Annotated in this window: 22 protein-coding genes; all 22 read left to right on the forward strand. The window is 36.8% G+C overall.

Annotated elements, in window-relative coordinates; genetic code table 11:
• Nucleotides 1-28 precede the first annotated feature (28 nt).
• Nucleotides 29-1,516, forward strand: coding sequence for a UDP-N-acetylmuramoyl-L-alanyl-D-glutamate--2,6-diaminopimelate ligase (locus tag HMPREF1140_RS04640; RefSeq protein WP_009662769.1), 1,488 nt, complete (start codon nt 29-31; stop codon nt 1,514-1,516).
• Nucleotides 1,513-2,892: a UDP-N-acetylmuramoyl-tripeptide--D-alanyl-D-alanine ligase gene (locus HMPREF1140_RS04645; RefSeq protein WP_009662730.1), complete on the forward strand. Its 1,380-nt coding sequence runs from the start codon at nt 1,513-1,515 to the stop codon at nt 2,890-2,892. The genes HMPREF1140_RS04640 and HMPREF1140_RS04645 overlap by 4 nt, the downstream gene beginning before the upstream one ends.
• Nucleotides 2,873-5,104 (forward strand): replication restart helicase PriA, encoded by a 2,232-nt coding sequence (priA, locus tag HMPREF1140_RS04650; RefSeq protein ID WP_009662721.1) that lies wholly within the window; start codon nt 2,873-2,875, stop codon nt 5,102-5,104. Before HMPREF1140_RS04645 ends, priA begins: the two co-directional genes overlap by 20 nt.
• An 11-nt stretch (nt 5,105-5,115) precedes the next feature.
• On the forward strand, nt 5,116-5,616 hold the full coding sequence (def, locus tag HMPREF1140_RS04655; protein ID WP_009662739.1) for a peptide deformylase: 501 nt from the start codon (nt 5,116-5,118) through the stop codon (nt 5,614-5,616).
• Nucleotides 5,613-6,554, forward strand: a complete 942-nt coding sequence (gene fmt / locus HMPREF1140_RS04660; RefSeq protein ID WP_009662745.1) for a methionyl-tRNA formyltransferase — start codon at nt 5,613-5,615, stop codon at nt 6,552-6,554. Before def ends, fmt begins: the two co-directional genes overlap by 4 nt.
• Nucleotides 6,555-6,590: 36 nt before the next feature.
• Nucleotides 6,591-7,298 (forward strand): zinc metallopeptidase, encoded by a 708-nt coding sequence (locus HMPREF1140_RS04665; RefSeq protein WP_009662754.1) that lies wholly within the window; start codon nt 6,591-6,593, stop codon nt 7,296-7,298.
• A 2-nt stretch (nt 7,299-7,300) separates the two neighbouring features.
• The gene (gene rsmB / locus HMPREF1140_RS04670) at nt 7,301-8,635 is read left to right on the forward strand and encodes a 16S rRNA (cytosine(967)-C(5))-methyltransferase RsmB (RefSeq protein WP_035619908.1); all 1,335 of its coding nucleotides are present in this window, start codon (nt 7,301-7,303) and stop codon (nt 8,633-8,635) included.
• Nucleotides 8,628-9,668, forward strand: coding sequence for a 23S rRNA (adenine(2503)-C(2))-methyltransferase RlmN (rlmN, locus tag HMPREF1140_RS04675; protein WP_009662753.1), 1,041 nt, complete (start codon nt 8,628-8,630; stop codon nt 9,666-9,668). Before rsmB ends, rlmN begins: the two co-directional genes overlap by 8 nt.
• 16 nt (nt 9,669-9,684) lie before the next feature.
• The gene (locus HMPREF1140_RS04680; RefSeq protein ID WP_009662731.1) at nt 9,685-10,413 is read left to right on the forward strand and encodes a Stp1/IreP family PP2C-type Ser/Thr phosphatase; all 729 of its coding nucleotides are present in this window, start codon (nt 9,685-9,687) and stop codon (nt 10,411-10,413) included.
• Nucleotides 10,414-10,417: 4 nt separating this feature from the next.
• The gene (gene pknB / locus HMPREF1140_RS04685) at nt 10,418-12,523 is read left to right on the forward strand and encodes a Stk1 family PASTA domain-containing Ser/Thr kinase (RefSeq protein WP_009662735.1); all 2,106 of its coding nucleotides are present in this window, start codon (nt 10,418-10,420) and stop codon (nt 12,521-12,523) included.
• A 7-nt stretch (nt 12,524-12,530) separates the two neighbouring features.
• On the forward strand, nt 12,531-13,433 hold the full coding sequence (gene rsgA, locus HMPREF1140_RS04690) for a ribosome small subunit-dependent GTPase A (protein ID WP_051000438.1): 903 nt from the start codon (nt 12,531-12,533) through the stop codon (nt 13,431-13,433).
• Nucleotides 13,430-14,089, forward strand: a complete 660-nt coding sequence (gene rpe, locus HMPREF1140_RS04695; RefSeq protein ID WP_009662737.1) for a ribulose-phosphate 3-epimerase — start codon at nt 13,430-13,432, stop codon at nt 14,087-14,089. The genes rsgA and rpe overlap by 4 nt, the downstream gene beginning before the upstream one ends.
• Before the next feature lie 9 nt (nt 14,090-14,098).
• Nucleotides 14,099-14,749: a thiamine diphosphokinase gene (locus tag HMPREF1140_RS04700; protein WP_009662723.1), complete on the forward strand. Its 651-nt coding sequence runs from the start codon at nt 14,099-14,101 to the stop codon at nt 14,747-14,749.
• A 167-nt stretch (nt 14,750-14,916) separates the two neighbouring features.
• Nucleotides 14,917-15,288: a GntR family transcriptional regulator gene (locus HMPREF1140_RS04705; protein WP_009662747.1), complete on the forward strand. Its 372-nt coding sequence runs from the start codon at nt 14,917-14,919 to the stop codon at nt 15,286-15,288.
• Nucleotides 15,281-15,982, forward strand: a complete 702-nt coding sequence (locus HMPREF1140_RS04710; protein ID WP_009662744.1) for an ATP-binding cassette domain-containing protein — start codon at nt 15,281-15,283, stop codon at nt 15,980-15,982. The genes HMPREF1140_RS04705 and HMPREF1140_RS04710 overlap by 8 nt, the downstream gene beginning before the upstream one ends.
• Nucleotides 15,972-16,811, forward strand: a complete 840-nt coding sequence (locus HMPREF1140_RS04715) for a hypothetical protein (RefSeq protein ID WP_009662742.1) — start codon at nt 15,972-15,974, stop codon at nt 16,809-16,811. Before HMPREF1140_RS04710 ends, HMPREF1140_RS04715 begins: the two co-directional genes overlap by 11 nt.
• A 133-nt stretch (nt 16,812-16,944) precedes the next feature.
• The gene (locus tag HMPREF1140_RS04720; protein WP_009662738.1) at nt 16,945-17,541 is read left to right on the forward strand and encodes an ECF transporter S component; all 597 of its coding nucleotides are present in this window, start codon (nt 16,945-16,947) and stop codon (nt 17,539-17,541) included.
• 178 nt (nt 17,542-17,719) lie between these two features.
• Nucleotides 17,720-18,427 (forward strand): phosphoribosylaminoimidazolesuccinocarboxamide synthase, encoded by a 708-nt coding sequence (purC, locus tag HMPREF1140_RS04725; protein ID WP_009662743.1) that lies wholly within the window; start codon nt 17,720-17,722, stop codon nt 18,425-18,427.
• A gap of 9 nt (nt 18,428-18,436) precedes the next feature.
• Nucleotides 18,437-19,867, forward strand: coding sequence for an adenylosuccinate lyase (gene purB / locus HMPREF1140_RS04730; protein ID WP_009662729.1), 1,431 nt, complete (start codon nt 18,437-18,439; stop codon nt 19,865-19,867).
• A 10-nt stretch (nt 19,868-19,877) separates the two neighbouring features.
• A complete protein-coding gene (locus tag HMPREF1140_RS04735; RefSeq protein WP_009662752.1) occupies nt 19,878-21,155 on the forward strand; it encodes an adenylosuccinate synthase in 1,278 nt (425 codons plus the stop codon).
• 70 nt (nt 21,156-21,225) lie between these two features.
• Nucleotides 21,226-22,245, forward strand: coding sequence for a phenylalanine--tRNA ligase subunit alpha (gene pheS, locus HMPREF1140_RS04740; RefSeq protein ID WP_007591033.1), 1,020 nt, complete (start codon nt 21,226-21,228; stop codon nt 22,243-22,245).
• A gap of 49 nt (nt 22,246-22,294) precedes the next feature.
• Complete coding sequence (gene pheT, locus HMPREF1140_RS04745) at nt 22,295-24,715, forward strand: phenylalanine--tRNA ligase subunit beta (protein WP_009662758.1); 2,421 nt, start codon at nt 22,295-22,297, stop codon at nt 24,713-24,715.
• Nucleotides 24,716-24,717 lie beyond the last annotated feature (2 nt).

The following is a 24,717-nucleotide window of genomic DNA, read 5'->3' on the forward strand; positions in this document are numbered from 1 at the left end:
AAGTAAACATCTGTAAAAGGGAGAAAAGATGAAACTGATTGAAAACGCCAAGGGACTTGATATAGAGATAATATCGGGAGAATTACAGGATGATTTTTCTGATTTGGTATTTAATACAAAGAAAATAGTGAAGGACTGTATCTTTGTATGTATAAAAGGTGCAAGATTTGATACTCATGATGTGATTGATGAGATAGTAAAGCAAGGTGCAAAGGCGATAGTGGTAGAAAGAGATATAAAAAGAGATGATGTTTGTGTTATAAAGGTAGCAGATACCAGAGTGGCACTTGCAAGACTTTCAGCCGCATTTTTCTCACATCCTGCACAAAAAATGAAAATAATAGGTATTACCGGTACAAAGGGAAAGACAACTTCATCTCATATGTTAAAGAACCTTCTTGAGCAAAATGCCAAGGTAGGACTTATCGGTACAAACGGAATTACCATAGGAAATATACACAGACCTACATTAAATACTACACCTGAGTCATATGAGCTGCATAAAACTTTTAAAGAGTGTCTTGACGCAGGCTGTGAATATGTTGTGATGGAAGTTTCTTCACAGGCGGTAAAGATGAAAAGAACAGAAGGTATCCGCTTTGACACCGGAATATTTACAAATATTTCACATGATCATATAGGGCCTGACGAACATAAAGATTTTGATGAGTATTTGATGTATAAATCACTTTTCTTTACACAATGTGATAAAACAATTGTAAATATAGAAGACGAACATTCCGATTTTGTCTTAAAGCAGTCTACATCAGTAGAAAAGTATACATTTGGAAAAGGCGGAGATTTTGAAGCAAAAAATATTGAATATATATCAAATAAGGATTTCTTAGGTACAAAGATAGATATATGTTGTTCAAATACCGTCAGAGAAAAATATAATGTGGCTGAAACCGTCTCAGATATTTATATAGGAATTCCGGGAGAATTTAATGTATATAATGCATTGGCGGCGCTTGCTGCGGCTGTTATTTCAGGAGTAAAAGCTGATGATTTAAAGACGGCACTAAAGAATACAAGGGTGAACGGTAGAATGGAAGTAGCATATACTTCACATGAATTCAATGTGGTAATTGATTATGCACATAATGCAATCAGTACCGAAAGTCTTATACATACTCTGAGACATTATAATCCGAAGAGACTTGTAATAGTATTCGGTTCAGGTGGTAACAGATCAAAGGACAGAAGATATTCAATGGGAGAAATCTGTGGAAAACTGGCTGATTTTTCAATAGTGACTGCTGATAATTCCAGATATGAAAAAACAGAGGACATAATCGCAGATATAATATCAAAACTAAAGCCTACAGGTGGTGATTATATTACAATTCCTGACAGAAGAGAGGCTATTTATTATTCTATAGAAAATGCAAAGCAGGGTGATCTCATAGCTATAATCGGAAAAGGACATGAGGACTATCAGGAAATAAACGGAGTCAGAACTCACTTCTTAGACAGAGAAGTGGTGGATGAGTGCTTGGAGAAGATAAAAAGATGAATGATACAACAATAAAGGAGCTTGCATTTGCCACAGGCGGAGAAATCATCTCGGGAAATGAGAATGCCGTATTTTCAAATATAGTTATTGACTCAAGGCAGGCTGATAAAGACAGTCTTTTCGTTCCGCTGGTCGGAGAAAAAAATGATGCTCATAAATTTTTGGGGTCTGTATATGATATGGGCTGCAGAGTGGCGATAAGTTCAAGAAAAGATATTTTTCTTAAAGATGATTTCAATATAGTACTTGTAAATGATACTACCGAAGCACTTCAAAAGCTTGGAAAGTATATCAGAAGTAAGTTGACATTGCCTTTGGTCGGAGTTACAGGAAGCGTAGGTAAGACTACAACAAGAGAAATGGTGGCACTTGCTCTTTCGGATTTGAAAGTTTTTAAGACACCTAATAATTTCAACTCGCAAGTGGGTGTACCGATTACTTTAAGCAGAATAAATGACGAAGAAATTGGCGTAATAGAACTTGGTATGAGCCAGTTCGGAGAGATGGAAAGAATTGCAAAAATAGTAAACTGTGACTGCGCTCTGGTCACCAATATAGGTACGGCACATATTGAAAATTTGCATACAAGAGAAAATATAAGAGCCGAGAAGTTCCATATAATGGACGGTATGAAAGAGGGCAGCGTAGTGTTTTTAAATGCCGATAATGATTTGCTTTTTGATCCGCCTAAAGAAAAGGGTATAGTATATAAATATTTCAGCGCAAAGGGAAATACTTCATGTGATTACTATGCAACCGATATAGTATTTAATAATGCAATGCCTGAGTTCACAGCTCATATAGGAGGAAAGAAGGTAAGAGTTCATTTGAATGTTTTCGGTGAACATCAGATTTCAAATGCTTTGGTGGCAATTGCAGTAGCTGATCATTACAATCTTTCGGTAGAATCTGCGGCAAAACATTTAGAGGAATTTAGGGGATTTTCTCACAGACAGGAATTAATAAAATTAAAAGATTTTACAATTATAGATGATACATACAATGCCTCACCGGATTCTATGAAGGCTTCTATTTCAATACTTAAAGATTTTGATGCCGAAAGAAAAATTGCAATATTGGCTGATATGAAGGAACTGGGGACTGATGAGAAAATACTTCACAAAGAAATCGGGGATTTTATCAATGAGAATGTGAAACTCGATGCTGTATTTACTGTGGGAGAATTGGCAAAGGAAATTATAAAAGATATCAATAAAGATATATATACAAAGAGCTTTGAAGATAATGAGAGTTTGGAGAAATTTATGTCCGGATATCTCAAGGCGGGAGATGTATGTTTGCTTAAGGGATCAAACAGTATGAGACTTTTTGATGTTGTAGATAAAATAAAAAATTATGAAAAATTTATTCGCTGATATAATAATAGCAAATACAAATGTGGACAGACCATTTACATATATTATCCCTGAAAAACTGAGGGATAGTATAATTCCGGGCTGTCCTGTTTTGATTGAATTCGGAAAAACAATAAAAAAAGGCTATGTAATAGATATAAGGGAAAGTACAAATGTAGAACTTTCAAAATTAAAGTCCATACTTTCAATACCTGAAAGAGAACTTAGTGCCGATGAAAACCTCTTAAGTCTTGCCATATGGATAAAGCACAGATATGGCGTAAGCTTTGATAAGGCAATAGCAACGGTGATGCCTGTAAAGTCGGAGGCGGAGGAAAGAGTAAGCAATGAGATTTTCCTAAATATTGATGCAGATGCTCTTGATAAAAAAACAGAAGAACTTATAAAGTCAAGAAAAACAGCACAGGCAAGAGTTTTAAAAGAACTGAAAACAAAAACAAGCCTTCCACAAAGCTTTATAAATAAAGAGCTCAAAGTAAATTCCACTACATTAAAGAAAATGGCGGAGGAAGGCTATATTGTAATAGGTTCAAAGAAAAGAAATGTAAATCCACTCTTGCCCATACTTCGTTCTCTGGGAATAGAGGACTTTAATGATGTAATAAAACCTAAAGAGTATACTTTAAATGCCGAGCAGGAAAATGCTGTAAATACTTTTAAGTGCGACTTTGAAATTTGCAGCAGGAATACCTATCTTTTACATGGTATTACCGGAAGCGGAAAAACCTTGGTTTTTATAAATATGATAAAGTATGTGATATCAAAGGGATATAAGGCAATAGTGCTTATACCGGAGATTTCATTGACATATCAGACAGTGCTTAGGATGGCGGAGCATTTTGGTGACAGAGTTGCAATCATAAATTCAAAGCTCTCCAAGAATGAAAAATTTTATCAATTTGAAAGAATAAAAAATGATGATGCGGATGTAATAATAGGACCCAGGTCGGCAATATTTGCGCCGGTAAAAAATCTTGGGCTTATAGTAATAGATGAGGAGCATGATTCAGCCTATAAAAATGAAAATGTACCTACATTTAATGTAAGAGATGTGGCAGAAAAACTTTCGGAAATTACCGACGCATCCTTGGTTTTGGCGTCTGCAACTCCGACACCCGAGACATATAACAGGGCAATGGAAAAAGAGATTAAACTTTTGGAATTAAAAACGAGAGCTAAAAATACCTCTTTGCCGAAGGTAAGTATAGTTGATATGAGGGATGAGCTAAAGCGAGGAAACAGGAGTATTTTCAGCGATAAGTTAAGAACGCTTATAGAGGACAGATTAAAAAAGCATGAGCAGATTATGCTGTTTATGAACAGAAGAGGTTATTCAAGCTTTGTATCATGCAGATCTTGCGGTGAAGCTATAAAATGTAAGCACTGTGATGTTACCATGACATTACATAATAACAACAAACTTGTATGTCATTACTGCGGATATTCAATAGACCTGCCAAAAACCTGTCCAAGCTGCGGTTCAAAGTATATTGCAAATTTCGGTACCGGAACACAGAAGCTTGAAGCGATGACAAGGGCGGAATTCCCGAATGCAAAGGTACTCAGAATGGATACCGACAGCGTTTCAAAAAAGAACAGCGCCAATGATATGATAAGAGATTTTGCAAACGGTGATGCGGATATTTTGATAGGCACTCAGATGATAGTAAAAGGTCATGACTTTTCAAATGTAACCTTGGTCGGAATAATGGCCGCGGATACCTCGCTTTATGTAAGCAATTATACAAGTGCACAAAGGACATTTGAACTTTTGACACAGGCTGCAGGCAGAGCGGGAAGAGCAAAGGACGGAGAGGCCGTTATACAGACGTACAAGCCTGAAAACTATGCAATTGTGGCGGCAGCGGCACAGGATTATAAAAGATATTTTGACAATGAGATAGCTTACAGAAGTCTTGGAGGATACCCGCCTGCCTGTCATATGCTTACGGTAATGTTTAGCAGTATCAAGGAAGACGAGTTAAATAGATGTGCAAGTGAGACTGTAAAAGTTATAAAGTCGGAAGCCGCATTTAAAAAATCAATGATAATAGGACCTACCAAACCAAGTGTAAGCAAGGTCAAGGACTATTACAGAAAACTGGTGTACATAAAAAATGCTAATTATGATATACTTTTAAATATACAAAAAAAGATAGAAGAAAATATTGGCACATACAGAAATGTAGGTGCGATATATGACTTTAATTGAGGAGATAAATAATGGCTATAAGAGCAATACGAGTAATGGGCGACAGCGTTTTAAACAAAAAATGTAAAGAAGTAAAGGAAGTAAGTGACAGAACAAAAGTTTTGATAGAAGATATGATAGATACTATGAGAGAGGCCAACGGTGTAGGACTTGCAGCACCTCAGATAGGAGTGTTAAAGCGTATAGTTGTAATAGAGACTGAGCCGGAAAATGTACATGTACTTATAAATCCTGTTATAATTGAACAGGACGGTGAGCAGATAGGATATGAGGGTTGTCTTAGCGTACCGGGAAAGAGCGGAGTGGTTAAGAGGCCGAACCATGTTGTGGTAAAAGCATTCGATATAGATATGAATGAATATACTCTTGAAGGAGAGGGACTACTTGCAAGAGCTATATGCCATGAATGCGGACATCTTGAGGGTGAGCTATATGTGGATCTTGTAGAAGGAGAACTTATAGACAATGAAGAGCTTGAGAGCATGTATGAGGATGAGGAAGACGAAGAATGAAAATAGTTTTTATGGGAACACCGGACTTTTCTGTTGAGCCGCTTAAAGAACTTGTAAAAGCAGGCCATGATGTCAGTCTTGTGCTCACAAGAGAAGATAAGAAAAGAAACAGAGGAGAGCTAAGCCCTACACCTGTAAAGGAATTGGCATTAAGCCTTAATATACCGGTGCTTACACCTTCAAAGATGAAGGACGAAGCACTGATTGAGAGACTTAAGTCTGAAAATGCCGACTTTTTTGTGGTGGTGGCGTATGGAAAGATTTTACCGAAGGTTATTCTTGATATACCGAAATTCGGATGTATAAATATTCACGCCTCACTCTTGCCTGAATATAGAGGTGCCGCTCCTATACAGTGGTCAATTGTAGACGGAAAAGAAAAAACAGGTATTACAACCATGTTGATGGATGAAGGACTTGATACAGGTGATATTTTAAAACAGTATGAGATAGAGATAGACAAAAAAGAGACCGGAGGTTCGCTGTTTGACAAACTGGCGGTACTGGGCGGTGAGGCGATAGTGGATACTATAGCAAATTTTGAGAGCATTGTGCCTACACCTCAGGGAGAGGCGACTACCGAATATGCAAAAATGATTTCAAAGAGCATGGGTGAGATAGACTTTAATAAACCTGCCGTTGAAATAGAGCGATTGATAAGAGGAATGAATCCATGGCCAAGTGCATATACAAGGTATCAGGGCAAGGTTCTTAAGATATGGGAAGCTGATGTGGCAGAGAATATATCGGAATTACCAAATATAAACTTAAGTGAAAATTACGGCAAAATATATAGCTTTAACAGCAGGATTTTTATAATATGTAATCAAAGTATCCTGGAAGTTTTATCTTTGCAGCTTGAAGGTAAGAAAAGAATGTCCGCAAAGGACTTCCTGATGGGAAGAGAAATAGAACAGGGATATAAAGTGGGAATATAAGCCGGGATAAAAGACCTGATATAAGAGGAGGAGCTTATGTATTATGGATTTGATATAACCTATATTTTTGTTATTATAGGAATGCTTATAACATTGATTGCCTCATGGAGAATGAAGGCGACATTTGCAAAATATGAAAGAGTGGCATCACAGTCAAGACTTACCGGAAGAGAGGTTGCCGAGAGGATCTTAAGAGCAAACGGAATATATGATGTTTCCGTAAGACCTGTTTCAGGCAGGCTCACAGATCACTATGATCCGAGAGATAAGACTGTAAGTTTAAGCGAAGCGATTTACGGATCGACATCCGTAGCGGCAATTGCAGTTGCGGCACATGAGTGCGGACATGCAATACAGGATAATGTCGGATATGTACCTTTAAACTTAAGAAGTGCATTTGTTCCGGTGGCAAACTTTGGAAGCAGACTTTCATGGCCTCTTATATTTGTAGGATTTTTACTTGGCTATGGAAATATATCAAATATACTTATTCAAATAGGTATAGCGATGTTCTTACTTGCGGTAATCTTCCAAATTATTACGCTTCCTGTAGAGTTTGATGCTTCAAGGAGAGCTTTGATAGAGCTTGAAAACAACGAAATTTTGCTTGATAAGGAAGATAAGAGTGCAAGAAAGGTACTTTTTGCGGCGGCTATGACATATGTGGCTGCAGCGGCTGCAGGAGTCTTGCAAATGCTTAGACTTATGCTTTTATTCAGCGGTAGAAGCAGAAGAAGGAATTGATAATGGAAAAAACAAATATAAGGGCTTTGGTTTTGGAAGCTCTGTTATTGATAGATGTTGAAAAAGAGTACAGCCATAAGGTAATTGATATGGCTCTTGAAAAATATTCATATTTATCAAAGGCTGACAGAGGCTTTTTTTCAAAAGTGGTCCATGGAGTGGTTGAGTACAGACTGCAGCTGGATGATATTATAAAAAAATATAATAGCGGAAAGCGTGTAAAACCTGTAATCAGAGAGATACTCAGAATGTCTGTATATCAAATGCTTTATATGGACAGAGTTCCTGACAGAGCCGTAATAAATGAGGCTGTGAATCTTGTCAAGATTAAAAGACTGCAGGGACTTACAGGCTTTGTAAACGGAATTCTCAGAAAAATAAGCAGTGAAAAAGAAGAACTGAAATTTGATGATTTAAGTATCAGGTACTCAATGCCTGAACTCATTTTAAATATAATAAGAGATAATACCGGTAAGTATTTCAACGAAACTTTGGAATACTTTCTTAAGAACGGGCCTTTGTCGGTAAGAGTAAATACTTCAAAATCAAGTGTTGAAGATGTAATAAAAGAGTTGGAAGCTAAGAACATCAAAGTCAAAAGATCGGGGCTTAATTCGGATATACTGTATATTACAGGATTTGACAGAGTGGATGATATTGAGGTTATAAAATCCGGGAAATGTTATATCACAGATACATCATCATCTATGATATCAAAGGTACTTGGAGTAAGAGATATTAAAAAATGTGTGGATGTATGTGCCGCACCGGGAGGAAAGTCATTTCTTCTGGCAGATAAGCTTGATAAAAGCTTAAAGATATATTCCTGTGATGTAAGTGAAAATAAGGTTGAATTGATAAGAGAAAATGCAAAAGTACAGGGATTTTCAAATATAATTCCTACAGTTGCGGATGCAAGAATCTTTGATGAGAGATTTAGTGATGCCGATTTGATTTTGGCTGATTTACCATGTAGCGGAATTGGCATTATAGGGAAAAAGCCGGATATAAAGTATAGACTTGAAGAAGAAGGATTAAAGTCACTTGCAAACTTACAAAAAGAGATACTTGATAATGTGTCCAAGTATGTAAAGAAAAACGGCGAGTTAATATTTTCCACATGTACATTAAACAAAGCGGAAAATGAAGACAATATGCTTTTGTTTCTAAAAAACCACAAAGATTTTAAAGCCGTTGATTTGACTGAGAGAATGGACAAAGAAACAATAAAAATGCTTGAAGAGGACGAACTGAAAAACGGGTATATGAAACTGATACCGGGAAGAGACAACTGTGACGGATTTTTTATCGCAGTATTTAGGAGAGATAATGACTGATATTAAGTCAATGGATTTAGATGAATTAAAGACATTTGTAAAGGAGATGAATGAGCCTGAGTTTAGGGCAAAGCAATTATTCGAGTGGATGCATAAATCACTTATATCATCCTTTGATGAATGTACAAATCTTTCAAAAGCATTCAGAGAAAAGCTTAAGGAAAGTACAAGCCTGACAAGTCTTAAGGCTGTAGAGATATTTAAGTCAAAGCTTGACGGTACACAGAAATATCTTTTTGCACTTGAGGATGGAAATATCATAGAGAGTGTAAGAATGAAATACGAGCATGGAAACTCGGTTTGTATATCATCGCAAGTGGGATGCAGAATGGGCTGTAAGTTCTGTGCCTCCACTCTGGACGGACTTGTAAGAAATCTTTCAGCTTCGGAAATGCTTGATCAGATATACAGCATACAAAAACTTCTCGGAGAGAGAATATCAAATATTGTTGTGATGGGTTCCGGAGAGCCTATGGATAATTATGACAATATAGTAAAATTTGTAAAAATTATAAGCAGTGATATGGGCCTGAATATCAGCCAAAGAAACATTACCGTATCAACTTGTGGTATAGTACCTAAAATAAGGGCTTTGGCAGATGAGGGACTGAGTATCACTTTGGCGCTTTCCTTACATGCACCTAATGATGAAATAAGGAAGACAATAATGCCTGTGGCAAACAAATATGCTCTAAAGGATGTTATTTCAGCCTGTGATTATTATTTTAAAAAGACCGGAAGAAGAGTATCATATGAGTATTCACTTGTGGCAGGTGTAAATGATAATATAAAAGAGGCTATGAATCTTGTAAAACTTGTGAACGGAAGAAATATTCATATAAACTTGATTCCGGTAAATCCTATAAAGGAGAGAGACTTTAAACAGTCGGACAAGCTTAAGATAAAGGCTTTTAAGGATTTCCTGGAGAAACATAAGGTAAATGCAACAGTTAGAAGAGAGATGGGTAGAGATATAGACGGTGCCTGTGGACAATTAAGAAGGAGATTTATTCAATCAGAAACGAATTCTTAAAAATTGGAGGTGTAATATGTATTCGGTTGCTTTGACCGATGTAGGCAGAAAAAGACTTGTAAATCAGGATACGGTATATATAAGTGATACGCCGGTGGGAGTATTGCCGAATTTATATATTGTGGCTGACGGAATGGGAGGAGAAAAGGCAGGAGACTATGCGTCAAAGTCTTTGATAGGCTATATGCTTACATATATTGAACATACAATAAAAATGCCTGTAACGGCAATACAAGGAGCCATAGAATACGCAAATGCGAATCTGTTTGCGGAGGGAAGCAAAAATCCGAATCTTTCCGGAATGGGAACAACCGTTGTGGCGGCAAGCATTATAGATAATACTTTGCATGTGTTCAATGTAGGCGATTCCAGATGTTATGTACTTGATGAGAACAGTATTTCACAGATAACAAAGGATCATTCCCTTGTGGAAATGCTTGTTTCAAAAGGTGAAATAACAAGAGAAAGTGCTGAATATAAAGAGAATAAGAGTAAGATAACAAGAGCTGTCGGTGCTGAAGAAAGGGTACTGATAGACAGCTTTGAGGTGGATCTTGTCGGTAATGAATATGTATTATTGTGTTCGGACGGACTTACAAATATGGTGGATGACAGGAAGATTTTCAATATAATATCTTCAAGTGCCGGTGTAAAGTCAAGTGCAAAAAGACTAGTAGAGGAGGCAAATCTATCAGGCGGAAGTGACAATATATCAATTTTGCTTATAGATATAAATGAGGGGTAGTATTATGAATCTTGAATCAGTTGTTTTGCAAGGAAGATATGAAATTATAGAAAAAATAGGCTCGGGAGGCATGTCAAATGTATTCAGAGCCAAGGATTTAAAGCTTGGCAGAGCTGTAGCAATAAAGGTCTTAAAAGAAGAATTTTGCTCTGATGCGGAGTTCGTAGAAAGATTTAAAAGAGAAGCTCAGGCGGCGGCAGGACTTTTGGGAGAGAATATTGTTAATATCTACGATGTGGTAGATGAGGGCAAGTATCATTTTATAGTTATGGAGCTTGTAGACGGTATCACTCTAAAAGAATATATAAAAATAAAGGGCAAGCTTGATATTACAGAGGGTGTAAGCATTGCAATACAGGTGGCAAAAGCCCTTAAGCCGGCCCATGCACAGCATATAGTGCATAGAGATATAAAGCCTCAAAATATACTTATAACGGATGAAAGCAAAATAAAGGTTGCGGATTTCGGTATAGCAAGAGCGGTATCGGAGCAGACATTAAATGCGAATGCTATAGGTTCAGTGCACTATATTTCGCCGGAACAGGCCAGAGGCGGAAGATGTGATGCAAGGAGTGATATTTACTCTCTTGGTATCACAATGTATGAGATGTTTACAGGAAGAGTCCCTTTTACAGGAGATTCCACTGTTTCAATAGCACTTGCACATCTTGAGCAGGCTATAACACCTCCGCATATATATAATAATCAAATATCCGCAAATCTGGAAAGAGTTATATTAAAGTGTACAAAGAAGGATCCGGCAAACAGATATCAAAATATCACTGAAGTTTTGGATGATTTGGAAAATGTACTGTTAAATCCGGATGAGCCGTATGCACTTACAGGAGCTACAAAGGTAATAAAGTCTGAGGATACTGCGGTTTTAAATCAGGTAGAGCCTATAGATGATATGGAAGATGAAGAATATGACAATGACGAAGTTGATAATGATGACGATGATTATGATGAGGAAGATGAAAAGATGGACAGAATCATGTCCATTGTCGGAGTCATTGTAGCTGTAATCATAGTTATACTTTTAGTATTCTTTGTCGGAAGATTTACCGGAGTATTCGGAGGCAAAAAGAGTGATACTTCTCAAAGTACGCTTGACTCCACGCAGACTGTAATGCCGGATGTAGTCGGACTTTCAGAGAAGATGGCGGATAAGAAGCTTTCAGACAACAATCTTCAGATGCAGGTAAAGTCAAGTGAATATTCGGATACTGTAGAAAAGGGAAATGTTATTTCACAGGATCCTAAGGCCGATGAGGTGGTTTCAAAGTATTCAAAGGTAAGTGTTGTAATAAGTCTCGGTTCCGATACGGTTGATATAACAAAACTTGGTATTGCAGGAAAGACTAAGGAGGCGGCAGAGGCTCTGCTAAAGGAAAACGGTTTTTCAGTAGAATCAAAAGAGGAAAATTCCGATACTATTGAAAAGGGAAAGGTAATATCCTACAGTCCGACAAAGCCTAAAAACGGTGACAGAATTACTCTTATAGTCAGTAGCGGTAAGAAGGTGACAAAGGTTATTGTGCCTAATATTATAAATATGAGTGAAGCGGATGCAAAAGCTCTACTTGAGAGCAACGGACTTGTACTTGGAAAAAAAGCTGAACAAAACAGTCAGAGTATAGCGGCAGGAATTATAGCCGGACAGTCGATAGCGGCAGGTTCAAGTGTGGACAGCGGTACAAGTATCGACTATGCTGTAAGTACAGGTGTGGCGGAGTCAAGCGAATCACAGAGTGAGAGCTCCGAACAGGCACAGACTACCAAGGCCACGGTTGCGCCTGCAACCACGGCTGCAAGCTACAGATATGTGGCATCAATAGATACGAACTACTCCTTACAGGATGTTATAGGACCAAGTTCGGGATTTACAAGTGTAAAGGTTATGATAAGGCTTAAGCAGACTGTAAACGGAAGTGATGTATATTCTACATTGATGGAAGCAAGAACCGTTACAGGTGACACCATACTTCCGGTAAGATTTCGAACCATTGTCGGAGCCAACGGTGTAGACCAGGGACAGGTGGAGATTGTAAATGTAGACAGTGGCGAAGTAATGAAATCATATACAGTGGAGTTCTTTAGAGTTGAGTAAAGAAGATATGAGCAAAATTTATTTTGCAAAGATAATAAAGGGTATAGCAGGTTTTTATTATTGTATAATCCTTGATGAGGGAGAAAGAAAAGGTCAGATTTTTGAGTGCAAGGCAAAGGGCATTTTCAGAAAATTAGGTGTAAAGCCGCTTGTGGGTGACAATGTAGACTTTGAAATCACGGATACAAAAGATTTTGAAGGGAATATTGTAAATATACATAAAAGAAAAAATGCCCTGATAAGACCTGCAGTAGCCAACATAGATAAAGTAGTACTTGTTTTGGCGGTGGAATCACCGTCGCCGGCATTTTATTATTTGGATAAGTATTTGATAAATATGTCAAATGCCGGAATAAAGGTGGAGATATGCTGGAACAAGACGGATCTTAATATGGATAAGGCCTTAGAATATGCAAAAATATATACTGATGCGGGGTTTAAAAATATTATAGCTTCAACCTTTGAAGAAAGCGGACTTGAAGATTTAAAAGAGGCTCTTAAAGGTGAGGTAAGTGTACTTGCCGGTGCTTCAGGAGTCGGAAAGTCCTCTATAACAAATATACTTGCACCGAAAGCAAATATGGATACAAATACTGTCAGCAGAAAAATAGAAAGAGGAAGGCATACTACCAGACATTCCGAGCTGTTTATGATTGACAGTGATACCTTTGTATTTGATACTCCGGGGTTTACAAGTGTGGAATCACCTACATTTGATAAGGAGGAGCTGAGGTTTCATTTCCATGAGTTTGAAGAGTATGAAGGGAAATGCAGATTCGCAGGTTGTATGCATATAAATGAGCCGGATTGTGCCGTAAAGCAGGCCTTGGCAGAAAAACTTATCGGTGAATCAAGGTATCAAAGTTATAAAAAAATGTATGAAGAGCTTTCTGAAAGGAGAAAGTATTGAAAAAGAATATTGCACCATCACTACTTGCAGCCGATTTCTTTGATTTATCATCACAGATGAAGCTTTTAAAAGAAGGAAATATAGAAGTATTACATCTGGATGTAATGGACGGAATGTTTGTACCGAGTATTTCATTTGGAATGCCTGTTATAAGTTCGTTAAGAAAATCTGTGGATTTTTTCTTTGATGTACATATGATGGTAGAAAATCCGGAGAGATATATTGAAGATTTTTACAATAGCGGAGCCGACGGTATAACTATACATTTTGAGGCTTGCAAGCATATAGACAGATGTATTTCACAAATAAAGTCATTGGGACTTAGAAGCGGTATATCCATAAATCCTGCAACTCCCGTTTCACTCTTGGAAAATATCGTTTCCGAAGTTGATATGGTTCTTATAATGAGTGTTAATCCGGGCTTTGGAGGTCAAAAGTTTATTCCATACAGTTTGGATAAGATAAAAGAGTTATCCAAGATGAGGGAAAAGAAAAATCAGAAACTGTTGATACAGGTGGACGGCGGAGTAGGTGTAGATAATATAAAAGCTCTTTCAGATGCCGGAGTTGATGAGTTTGTGGCAGGTTCTTCAGTATTTAAAGGTGATATTTTAAAGAATATAAAAGCTTTAAATGATGCACTGGGAGAGGTATAGATATTGTAAATGAATGCAATAATTGTTACCGGTGGAGAGATAGATATATCATTATTGGAAAACTATATAGCCGAAAATAAAGAAGATATTATTATCAGTGTGGATGCGGCAATTACAAAGCTTGAAAAAATAAATGTAATCCCCCATATAATGGTCGGAGATTTTGATACACTCTCTGATGGGGAGAAGCTGAAAAAATATGAAAATCTGAATGTTGAGATAGTAAAACATGATCCTATAAAGGATTTTTCAGACAGTGAACTTGCTGTTGACAGGGCTGTAAAAGACGATATAAAAAACATTGCAGTTTTTGGGGCTCTAGGAAAGAGATTTGATCACGCTTTTGCCAATATTTTGATACTCCAAAAGTATAAAAAAATTGGAGTGGATATAACCATATATGATAAATATAATAAAATATATGTCAAATCAAATCATTTCATTCTGGAAAGAGAGAAACTTTTGGGAAAATACATAAGCTTTTTTTCACTTGAAGGAAAAAACTTTATGGAGAAACTGGAGGGAGTTAAGTATCCTATTGAAAATAAAATAATTGATAATATAGCCACACCAAGTCTTTATATAAGCAATGAAATAAAAGATGATAAGCTGGAAGCCGCTTTTAGCGGAGATTTGTTGGTGGTTGAGAGCAGAGATTAGATAATAAAAAACAGATTTTCATTTTGAGAATCTGTTTTTTGTATTGCTGATTTATTTAAATAATTAATGTAAATCATTATTAATAAAAAATTCATTTACAAATATTAAAAATTTGTTTATTCTTATAGTGTATTAAAGAGACAGTACAATAAACGGAAGGGGAGTATATGGAATGGAAGGTGAAATCTGACAGAGCCGTGTATTTGCAGATTATTGATTATATCAGAATGCAAATATTTTCAGGTGAGATAGGGTCCGGAGATAAGCTTTTAAGCGTAAGAGAACTCTCAAATGTATTGAATGTAAACCCCAATACTGTCCAAAGGGCGTATGCGGAGCTTGAGAGATCGGGACTTGTAGATACTATAAGAAATACAGGTCGTGAAGTTACAACTAATTTAGAAATAATTAAGCAAAGTAAAGAGGAACTGGCAAGAGAATATACAGCGGAATATTTTTTAAATATGGTCAATATGGGCTTTTCAAAAGAGGAAATACTTAAGAATATACAGAAGATGGAGGAAGATAAAAATGCTTGATTTACTTAGTTTAAAGGCTGTCAGTAAAAAATATGGAATTAAACAGGCACTGAATAATATAAACCTTAATATACCGACCGGAAAAATTGTAGGGCTGTTCAGTCCGAAGGGTGGAGGCAGAACTACCTTAATGAAGATAATTACAGGCGTATTAAATCAGACTGAGGGTGTAGTGAGTATTGACGGAGTTGAACCGAATGAAATAACAAAATCATATGTTGCATATCTTCCGGATAAAATTTTTCTTGATGAAAGTATGACTATAAAAGATACAATATCTATGCATGCCGATTTTTATGAGGATTTCTCCAAAGACAGAGCCTATGAAATGTTTAATGATTTAAAGATTCCGGATAAATACAAGATAAAAGATTTGTCAAAAGAAAACAGAAGAAAGTTGCAAGCTATACTTGTTATGAGTAGGAATGCAAAGCTCTACGTTTTGGACGAACCTTTCATTAATGTAGACGCTGATGCAAGGGATTATATATTGAAAATAATTTTAAGCAACTATAATAGGAATGCTACTGTTTTGATATCTACAATTCTTACTCCGGAGGTGGAAAGGATAATTGATGAAGTCGTATTTATAAAAGACGGAGAAATCATATTATATGATACGGCGGAAAAGATAAGAAATGAAAAAGGCTGTTCTATAGACGAATATTTCAGGGAGGTATTTAATGTCTCGTAAATTGATAAAATATGAATTTAAGCAAATGAAATCTGCACTTTTACTCACAGCAATAGTGTTTGCGATTATTACTGGAATAGTTTTCTGTACAGGAATACTTCCGATGTTGGTTTTCGGAATTAATGAGTCGGAGGGAGGTATATTATCGATTTTTCTGGCAAGTATATCTGTTCTTTTATACGAAGTTATACTGATTGTTACAGCAATAGGTATGAATATATATATAGGAGTCAGGTTTTATAAAACCATGTATTCAGGTATAGGATATTTTACAAATACATTGCCTTTAAAGAAACATGAGATTATTTTGAGCAAGATAATACCTGCAGCAATAGCACAAACAATTGTAAATCTGATGATTATCGTATCGGGAGTTATTATATTCTGCGGTTTTATGTTTGCAACAGACAGATTTGGAGATTTGATGCTTTATATAGCAAGGTTTAAAGGCGGAATACTGGGTAATTTTACAATGTTAAACGGTATGGGAATTGTACTTGGAATAGTCTTTGGCTGTTTGTTTGCAATTATACAAATAGTTTCCAATACATTGCTTTTATTTTTAGCAGTTTCAATCGGACAGCTGTTTAATTCATATAAAATCTTAATGAGTGTAATAATATTTATAGTAATGAACGTAGGATTAAATGCTGTTGACGGAATAATAAATATGGTGACAGGAGCGTTAGTACACGGTATTTTTATGCATAGTCCGGGTGTATATAGTATCATTACAATGATTTTAATTGGTACAAAGAATATAATAATAGCTGTAATTGCCTATGCAATAAGCTATCGCATACTCAGAGATAAACTGAATTTGGAATAATAATTAAAATAAAAAAGAGTAAAATATATTCAAATAATATAAGTGGTATGATTAAAACTATTCAAAGTGGATATTTTAATCATACCACTATTTTTATATACTGATATCAGCCAAAAATGATGGAGGAAAGATCATGGAAAGAACAAAAAACAGTACGGTTTTTAAACTTGTAGCAACAGCACTTATGGCTGCATTAAGTTATGTGAGTTTCACATATTTAAAGATACCGATTCCTACAATATCAGGTGATATGACGGCCTTGCATATCGGAAACGCCTTTGTTGTTATTGCGGCGATATTGCTTGGAGGAGTATATGGCGGTATAGCGGGAAGCCTTGGAATGACCATAGCCGATATTTTAGATCCGGTATATATAACTTCTGCACCTAAGACATTTATATTAAAGCTTTGTATCGGACTTATTGCAGGCTTTGTGGCACATAAAATTGCTCATATTACAGAAAATCATGATACAAAATATATTATGAAGTGGACTGCAATATCTTCAATCTGTGGATTGGGATTTAATGTTATATTCGATCCTATAGTGGGATATTTGTATAAGGTATATATTTTGGGAGTTCAGGCGGATGCTGCAAAGATTATGGCTACATGGGCGGCAGGTACAACTCTTATAAATGCAATAGTAAGTACCGTATTGATAGTAATACTTTATGCTGCACTCAGACCTGTGCTTATTAAGTCGGGATTGTTCCTTAAAATAAAATAGCATACTCCGTTTAGAGGATATTTCTATTCGCTCTCAAGTGAATAGAGATATCCTTTTTTTTCTAATATATTGCCACATCCTTTATAGTGGTATATAATACAACCGTGGTATCTGCCCGCTTTGTTTTATCGGTGGACAGAGGGATATTGTAGATTTTGAAAGCAAATGGAGGTGTACAATGGAGAAGTTGGAGCAACTGTATGAAGGAAAAGCCAAGAAAGTATTTAAGACCGCTGACCCTGATGTGCTCATAGTTTCTTATAAGGATGATGCCACAGCATTTAACGGAGAGAAAAAAGGAACAATAGTAGGAAAAGGTGCGATTAATAATCGTATGACAAATCATTTGTTTAAACTTTTAGAAAAAAAGGGAGTTCCTACTCATTATATCGAAGAGCTTAACGACAGAGAGACGGCTGTAAAAGCTGTAAAGATAGTACCGCTTGAGGTAATAGTGAGAAACTACTCTGCAGGAAGCTTTGCCAAAAAGCTCGGTATGGAAGAGGGAATCAAGTTAAAAACTCCTACTTTGGAATTTTCCTATAAAGATGATAATCTTGGAGATCCTTTTATAAACGGTTATTATGCATTGGCACTTGATCTTGCAACTCAGGATGAGATTGACAAGATTGCCTCATACGCTTTCAAAGTAAATGAAACACTGATTGATTATTTTGACGGACTTGGAATAGACCTGATAGATTTTAAAATAGAATTCGGCAGATATAAGGGAGATATAATTCTTGCTGATGAGATATCACCGGATACCTGCAGATTATGGGATAAACAAACCCATGAAAAACTGGATAAGGACAGATTCAGAAGAGATTTGGGCGGAGTGGAAGATGCCTACGCCGAAGTATTTAAAAGACTTGGTATACAATAGGAGGAAGGCTTGAAAGATAGATATATTAGTCCGCTTTCAGAAAGATATGCAAGTGCAAAGATGCAGTATATTTTTTCACAGGACAAGAAGTTTAAGACCTGGAGAAAACTGTGGATTGCTCTTGCAGAGACGGAAAAAGAGCTCGGCCTGAATATTACTGATGAGCAAATAGAAGAATTAAAGAAATTTCAAGATGATATAAATTTTGATGTGGCAAAGGAAAGAGAAAAAGAGGTAAGGCATGATGTAATGAGCCATGTCTATGCTTACGGAGTACAATGTCCAAAAGCAAAAGGTATTATTCATCTTGGAGCAACCAGCTGTTATGTAGGTGATAACACGGATATTATCATAATGAAGGAAGCACTTGAGCTGGTAAAAGAAAAGCTTGTAAATGTGATAAATGAGCTTTCAAAGTTTGCGCGTGAATATAAGGATCTGCCTACTTTGGCATTTACTCATTTCCAACCGGCACAGCCTACCACAGTAGGAAAGAGAGCTACACTTTGGATAAATGAGCTTTTACTCGATTATGAGGATGTAAATTATACTCTTGAGAATTTAAAGCTTTTGGGATGCAAGGGTACTACAGGCACTCAAGCATCTTTTGTGGAGCTTTTTGACGGAGATGATGAGAAGATAAATAAAATAGATCCTATGATTGCAAATAAGATGGGATTTAAAGAATGTTATCCTGTTTCAGGACAAACATATTCCAGAAAAGTGGATATCAAGGTATTAAATGTGCTTGCAGGTATTGCGGCTTCGGCACATAAGTTCTCAAATGATATCAGACTTTTGCAACATTTAAAAGAGATTGAAGAGCCTTTTGAAAAGTCACAGATAGGCTCATCAGCTATGGCGTATAAGAGAAATCCGATGCGAAGCGAGAGAATTGCATCTTTGGCAAACTATGTAATGAGTGATGTTATGAATCCTATGATGGTGGCATCCACTCAGTGGTTTGAAAGGACACTTGACGATTCCGCAAATAAGAGACTTTCAATACCTGAAGGCTTTTTGAGCATAGACGGTATACTTGATTTATATTTAAATGTAGTGGACGGATTGGTGGTATATCCAAAAGTTATAGAAAAACATTTGATGTCAGAATTGCCTTTTATGGCTACAGAGAATATAATGATGGATGCAGTGAAAGCCGGTGGAGACAGACAGGAGCTGCATGAAAGAATCAGAGAGCTTTCAATGATTGCCGGAAGAAATGTAAAGGAACTTGGTGAAGAAAACAATCTGCTAGATTTGATTGCAAAAGATCCTATGTTCAATCTTTCAAAGGAAGAATTGAAAGAGTCCATGAAACCTGAAAAATATATCGGAAGAAGCAGCGTTCAGGTGGAAGATTTTATAAAAAGAATTATCAAGCCTATCTTGGATGAAAATAAAGATATTCTGGGATTAAAGGCTGATATAAATGTGTAAGGAGAATTAAATGGTAAGAGCTATTGTAGGCGCCAATTGGGGCGACGAAGGTAAGGGCAAAATCACAGATATGCTTGCGGCGAAGGCGGATATTATTATTCGTTTTCAGGGTGGCAGCAATGCAGGTCATACAATTATAAACAATTACGGTAAATTTGCTTTGCATCTGTTGCCGTCAGGAGTATTTTATGATCATACAACAAGCATTATAGGAAACGGTGTTGCACTTAATATTCCATATCTTGTTAAAGAGATAAATGAGCTGGTTGAAAAAGGTGTGCCGAGACCTAAGATTTTGGTTTCAGACAGAGCACAACTTCTGATGCCATATCATATTTTACAGGATACCTATGAGGAGGCAAGACTTGCCGGAAAGGCATATGGCTCTACCAAGTCCGGAATAGCTCCTTTTTATTCAGATAAGTTTGCAAAAATCGGAATACAGGTAAGTGAGCTTTTTGACGACGAAATATTGGAAGAAAAGGTTGAAAAAATCTGTACATTAAAAAATGTTATGTTCAAGCACCTTTACAATATGCCTGAGCTTGATAAAACAGAACTTATGAATACACTTCATGAGTACAGAGATATGGTTAAACCTTTTGTATGTGATGTGAGTGCATATCTTTACAAGGCTATAAAAGAAGGAAAGAATATTCTCCTTGAGGGTCAGCTGGGCTCACTAAAGGATCCTGACCACGGAATCTATCCTATGGTTACATCATCTTCCACATTAGCTGCATACGGTGCTATAGGAGCAGGTATTGCTCCATATGAGATAAAGGAAATTACAACAGTGGTTAAGGCCTACTCATCAGCGGTAGGTGCGGGAGAATTCGTCAGTGAAATAGAGGATGAGGCTGCTGCAGATGAACTTAGAAGAAGAGGTGGAGACGGTGGTGAGTTCGGTGCTACCACAGGAAGACCCAGAAGAATGGGATGGTTTGATGCTGTAGCATCCAGATACGGTGTAAGAATTCAGGGTACTACAGAGGTCGCACTTACAGTACTTGATGTACTGGGATATCTAAAAGAGATACCTGTATGTGTAGGCTATGATATAAATGGTGAGATAACCAAGGACTTCCCTACAACAAATAAATTAAAGATTGCAAAACCTGTATATGAATATCTTCCGGGATGGAATTGTGATATCAGAGGTATAAAGAAGTATGAGGAATTGCCTGAGAATTGTAGGAAGTATATTGAGTTTATAGAAAAAGAACTTGAAGTACCTGTAAAGTTGGTAAGCAATGGACCGGGTAGAGATGATATTATCTATAGATAGGACTTTTGCCTTGCCCCATATTAGTTTAAACTGATATGGGGCATGACTATTCATTAAATAAGGAGAAAAAATGCTGGACATAATAGAGAAACTTCAAAAAGAAGCTTTAGAAAAGATAAACAGTGCAGAAAATAAAGAAAGATTAAATGAGCTTAAGGTGGCATATCTTGGTAAAAAGGGAGAGCTTACCGCACTTCTTAAAAATATGAAGAATGTAGCTCCGGAAGAGAGAGCGGAATTCGGTAAGGTAGTAAATGAAGCAAGAGAAGCTATTGAAAATACATTAAATAATGTCGGAAGTGAGCTTGCAAAGCTTGCACTTGAGGCCAGATTAAAGGCAGAGACCATAGATGTTACACTGCCTGCAAACAAGAGAGAGTTCGGTCACAGCCATCCAAATATTATTGCATTACATGAGGTTGAAAAAATCTTTACAAGCATGGGATATGAGGTTGTGGAAGGACCTGAGATAGAGTTTGACGAATATAACTTTACAAAATTGAATATCCCTGAGGATCACCCGGCAAAGGATGAACAGGATACATTCTATATTACAAAGGATATAGTGCTTCGTACACAGACATCACCTGTACAGGCAAGAACAATGGAAACAGGAAAGCTTCCTATAAAGATGATAAGCCCGGGAAGAGTTTATCGTTCAGATGAAGTGGATGCTACTCATTCACCTACTTTTAACCAGATAGAAGGACTTATTGTAGATAAGGATATTACATTTGCCGATCTTAAGGGAACACTTGAAGTATTCGCTAAAAAGCTTTTCGGTGAAGAAACAAAGGTTAAGTTCAGACCTCACCACTTCCCATTCACAGAGCCAAGTGCCGAGATGGATGTGACATGTTTTAAATGTCATGGAAGCGGATGCAGATTCTGTAAAGGCAGCGGTTGGATAGAGATCCTCGGTTGCGGAATGGTACATCCTCATGTATTTGATATGTGTGGTGTAGATAAGAATGAATATAACGGTTTTGCATTCGGTATAGGACTTGAGAGAATAGCTCTATTGAAGTATGAAATCGATGATATGAGACTTTTATACGAGAATGATATCAGATTCTTAAAGCAATTCTAATAAAGCTTTTACATGAGATTATATTTACAGTAAATAACAGAGGTGAAGAATGGATACAGCATTATCATGGATAAAGGCCTATGTGCCTGACTTGGATGTGACTCCAAGTGAATATACAGATGCAATGACTCTTACCGGAACAAAGGTAGAGGGTTATAAAGAACTGGATAAAAATCTTGAAAAAATAGTAGTCGGTGAGATACTTTCAATAGAAAAACATCCTGATGCCGACAAGCTTATTATTTGTCAGGTTGATGTCGGAAATGAAAAAATACAGATAGTTACAGGAGCACCTAATGTTTCGGTTGGTGATAAGGTGCCTGTAGTTTTGGACGGCGGAAAAGTTGCAGGCGGACATGACGGAAGTCCGTTGCCTGAAAACGGTATCAAAATAAAGAAGGGTAAGCTTCGTGGAGTTGAGTCATTCGGTATGATGTGCTCTATTGACGAGCTTGGTCAAGATAAGAACTATTTCCCCGATGCACCTGAAAACGGAATATATATCTTGCCAAAGGATGCGAAAGTCGGTAGCGATGCTATAGAACTTTTGGGACTTAGAGATACCGTATTTGAGTATGAAATTACATCAAACAGAGTGGACTGCTATGGAGTAATAGGAATTGCAAGAGAGGCTGCGGCTACATTCAAGAAAAAATTTGTTATGCCGCAGGTAAAAACAACAGGAAATAATGAGAATGTAAATGATTATTTATCTGTGGAAGTAAAGGATGAGACTCTTTGCAAGAGATATGTTGCAAGAGTTGTTAAAAATATAAAGCTTGCACCTTCACCGGCTTGGATGCAGGAGAGACTTCGTGCAGTGGGAATCAGACCGATAAATAATATAGTCGATATTACAAACTATGTTATGGCGGAGTACGGTCAGCCTATGCATGCCTTTGATTACAATCTTATTGAAGGACAAAAAATAGTTGTAGACAGAGCAAAGGACGGAGATGAGTTTGAAACTCTTGACGGAATTGTGAGAAAGCTTGACAGCAATATTTTAATGATAAATGATGCCAAAAAAGCTGTAGCTATTGCCGGAATCATGGGTGGTGAGAACTCAAAGATTACAGATGATGTAAGTACAATGATATTTGAATGTGCTACTTTTGACGGTACAAATATCAGACTTTCATCAAAGAGAATAGGACTTCGTACAGATTCATCAGGAAAGTTTGAAAAGGGCCTTGATCCTAATAATGCTTATGATGCTATGATGAGAGCATGTTCCTTGGTGGAAGAACTTGGGGCAGGAGAAGTGGTAGGCGGAACAATTGATGTTTATCCTGTAAAGGCGGTAGAGTCAAGAGTAGCTTTTGAACCTGAAAGAATCAATAAATTACTTGGAACTGCCATATCAAAGGAAGATATGCTTGAAATCTTTGATAGAATTGAGTTAAAATACGATAAAGAGACTAACGAGATTGTTGCTCCTACATTTAGACAGGATATTCACTTTATGGCAGACCTTGCTGAGGAAGTTGCAAGATTTTTCGGATACGATAAGATACCTACAACATTGCCGAAATCAAGTGCTACTATAGGCGGTATCAGCATGAAGCTTGAGATAGAAGAACTTGCAAGAGAAGTGGCAAAGTTCCTGGGATTCTCAGAAGCAATGAACTATTCATTTGAGAGCGCAAAGGTTTTCGACAAGCTTGGATTATCAAAGGATAGCCATTACAGAAAAGCAATAGAAATCACAAATCCTTTAGGTGAGGATTTCAGAATGATGAGAACTCAGGCTGTAAACGGTATACTTAATTCCCTTTCAACAAATTACAACAGAAGAAATAAGGATGTGCATCTATTTGAACTTGCAAATATCTATATTCCAAAGGAGCTTCCTTTAAAGGAATTGCCTGACGAGAGAATGCAGTTTGTACTTGGGTTCTACGGTAAGGAAAACTTCTTTGATATGAAGGGTGTGGTAGAGGAATTCTTATATACAATAGGAATTGTCGGCAAGCTTCACTATGATCCAAGTTGTAAGGAAGAGTTCTTACACCCCGGAAGAAAGGCTGATATAGTACTTGACGGTGTTCGTCTCGGATATTTGGGTGAAGTGCATCCGATTGTGTGTGATAACTATAAGCTGGGTGAGAAGACCTATATTGCGGTGCTTGATTTGCCGAATGTAATTCCTTTTGTAAACTTTGATATCAAATATACAGGAATAGCAAAATACCCTGCGATTTCAAGGGATATTTCTTTAGTAGTTCCAAGAAATATTCTTGTAGGTGAAATAGAAGATATTATTTCAGAAAACGGCGGAAGCAATCTTGAATCCTTTAATTTGTTTGATATTTACGAGGGTGATCAGATAGAGGCAGGATTTAAGTCGGTGGCTTATTCACTTACATTCAGAAACAAAGAAAGAACTCTTCTTGATACTGATGTAAATGAAGTAATGGATAAGATATTAAAGAAGCTTGAGGAAAAGAATATCAAAATCAGATCCTAGTT

The sequence above is a fragment of the Lachnoanaerobaculum sp. ICM7 genome (genome assembly GCF_000287675.1).
Taxonomy (GTDB): domain Bacteria; phylum Bacillota; class Clostridia; order Lachnospirales; family Lachnospiraceae; genus Lachnoanaerobaculum.

Excerpts from the sequence above, each read along its gene's own strand:
- HMPREF1140_RS04640 (WP_009662769.1), top strand. The coding sequence starts at position 29 with ATGAAACTGATTGAAAACGCCAAGGGACTTGATATAGAGATAATATCG.
- HMPREF1140_RS04645 (WP_009662730.1), top strand. The coding sequence starts at position 1,513 with ATGAATGATACAACAATAAAGGAGCTTGCATTTGCCACAGGCGGAGAA.
- priA (WP_009662721.1), top strand. The coding sequence starts at position 2,873 with ATGAAAAATTTATTCGCTGATATAATAATAGCAAATACAAATGTGGAC.
- def (WP_009662739.1), top strand. The coding sequence starts at position 5,116 with ATGGCTATAAGAGCAATACGAGTAATGGGCGACAGCGTTTTAAACAAA.
- fmt (WP_009662745.1), top strand. The coding sequence starts at position 5,613 with ATGAAAATAGTTTTTATGGGAACACCGGACTTTTCTGTTGAGCCGCTT.
- HMPREF1140_RS04665 (WP_009662754.1), top strand. The coding sequence starts at position 6,591 with ATGTATTATGGATTTGATATAACCTATATTTTTGTTATTATAGGAATG.
- rsmB (WP_035619908.1), top strand. The coding sequence starts at position 7,301 with ATGGAAAAAACAAATATAAGGGCTTTGGTTTTGGAAGCTCTGTTATTG.
- rlmN (WP_009662753.1), top strand. The coding sequence starts at position 8,628 with ATGACTGATATTAAGTCAATGGATTTAGATGAATTAAAGACATTTGTA.
- HMPREF1140_RS04680 (WP_009662731.1), top strand. The coding sequence starts at position 9,685 with ATGTATTCGGTTGCTTTGACCGATGTAGGCAGAAAAAGACTTGTAAAT.
- pknB (WP_009662735.1), top strand. The coding sequence starts at position 10,418 with ATGAATCTTGAATCAGTTGTTTTGCAAGGAAGATATGAAATTATAGAA.
- rsgA (WP_051000438.1), top strand. The coding sequence starts at position 12,531 with ATGAGCAAAATTTATTTTGCAAAGATAATAAAGGGTATAGCAGGTTTT.
- HMPREF1140_RS04700 (WP_009662723.1), top strand. The coding sequence starts at position 14,099 with ATGAATGCAATAATTGTTACCGGTGGAGAGATAGATATATCATTATTG.
- HMPREF1140_RS04705 (WP_009662747.1), top strand. The coding sequence starts at position 14,917 with ATGGAATGGAAGGTGAAATCTGACAGAGCCGTGTATTTGCAGATTATT.
- HMPREF1140_RS04710 (WP_009662744.1), top strand. The coding sequence starts at position 15,281 with ATGCTTGATTTACTTAGTTTAAAGGCTGTCAGTAAAAAATATGGAATT.
- HMPREF1140_RS04715 (WP_009662742.1), top strand. The coding sequence starts at position 15,972 with ATGTCTCGTAAATTGATAAAATATGAATTTAAGCAAATGAAATCTGCA.
- HMPREF1140_RS04720 (WP_009662738.1), top strand. The coding sequence starts at position 16,945 with ATGGAAAGAACAAAAAACAGTACGGTTTTTAAACTTGTAGCAACAGCA.
- purC (WP_009662743.1), top strand. The coding sequence starts at position 17,720 with ATGGAGAAGTTGGAGCAACTGTATGAAGGAAAAGCCAAGAAAGTATTT.
- HMPREF1140_RS04735 (WP_009662752.1), top strand. The coding sequence starts at position 19,878 with ATGGTAAGAGCTATTGTAGGCGCCAATTGGGGCGACGAAGGTAAGGGC.
- pheS (WP_007591033.1), top strand. The coding sequence starts at position 21,226 with ATGCTGGACATAATAGAGAAACTTCAAAAAGAAGCTTTAGAAAAGATA.
- pheT (WP_009662758.1), top strand. The coding sequence starts at position 22,295 with ATGGATACAGCATTATCATGGATAAAGGCCTATGTGCCTGACTTGGAT.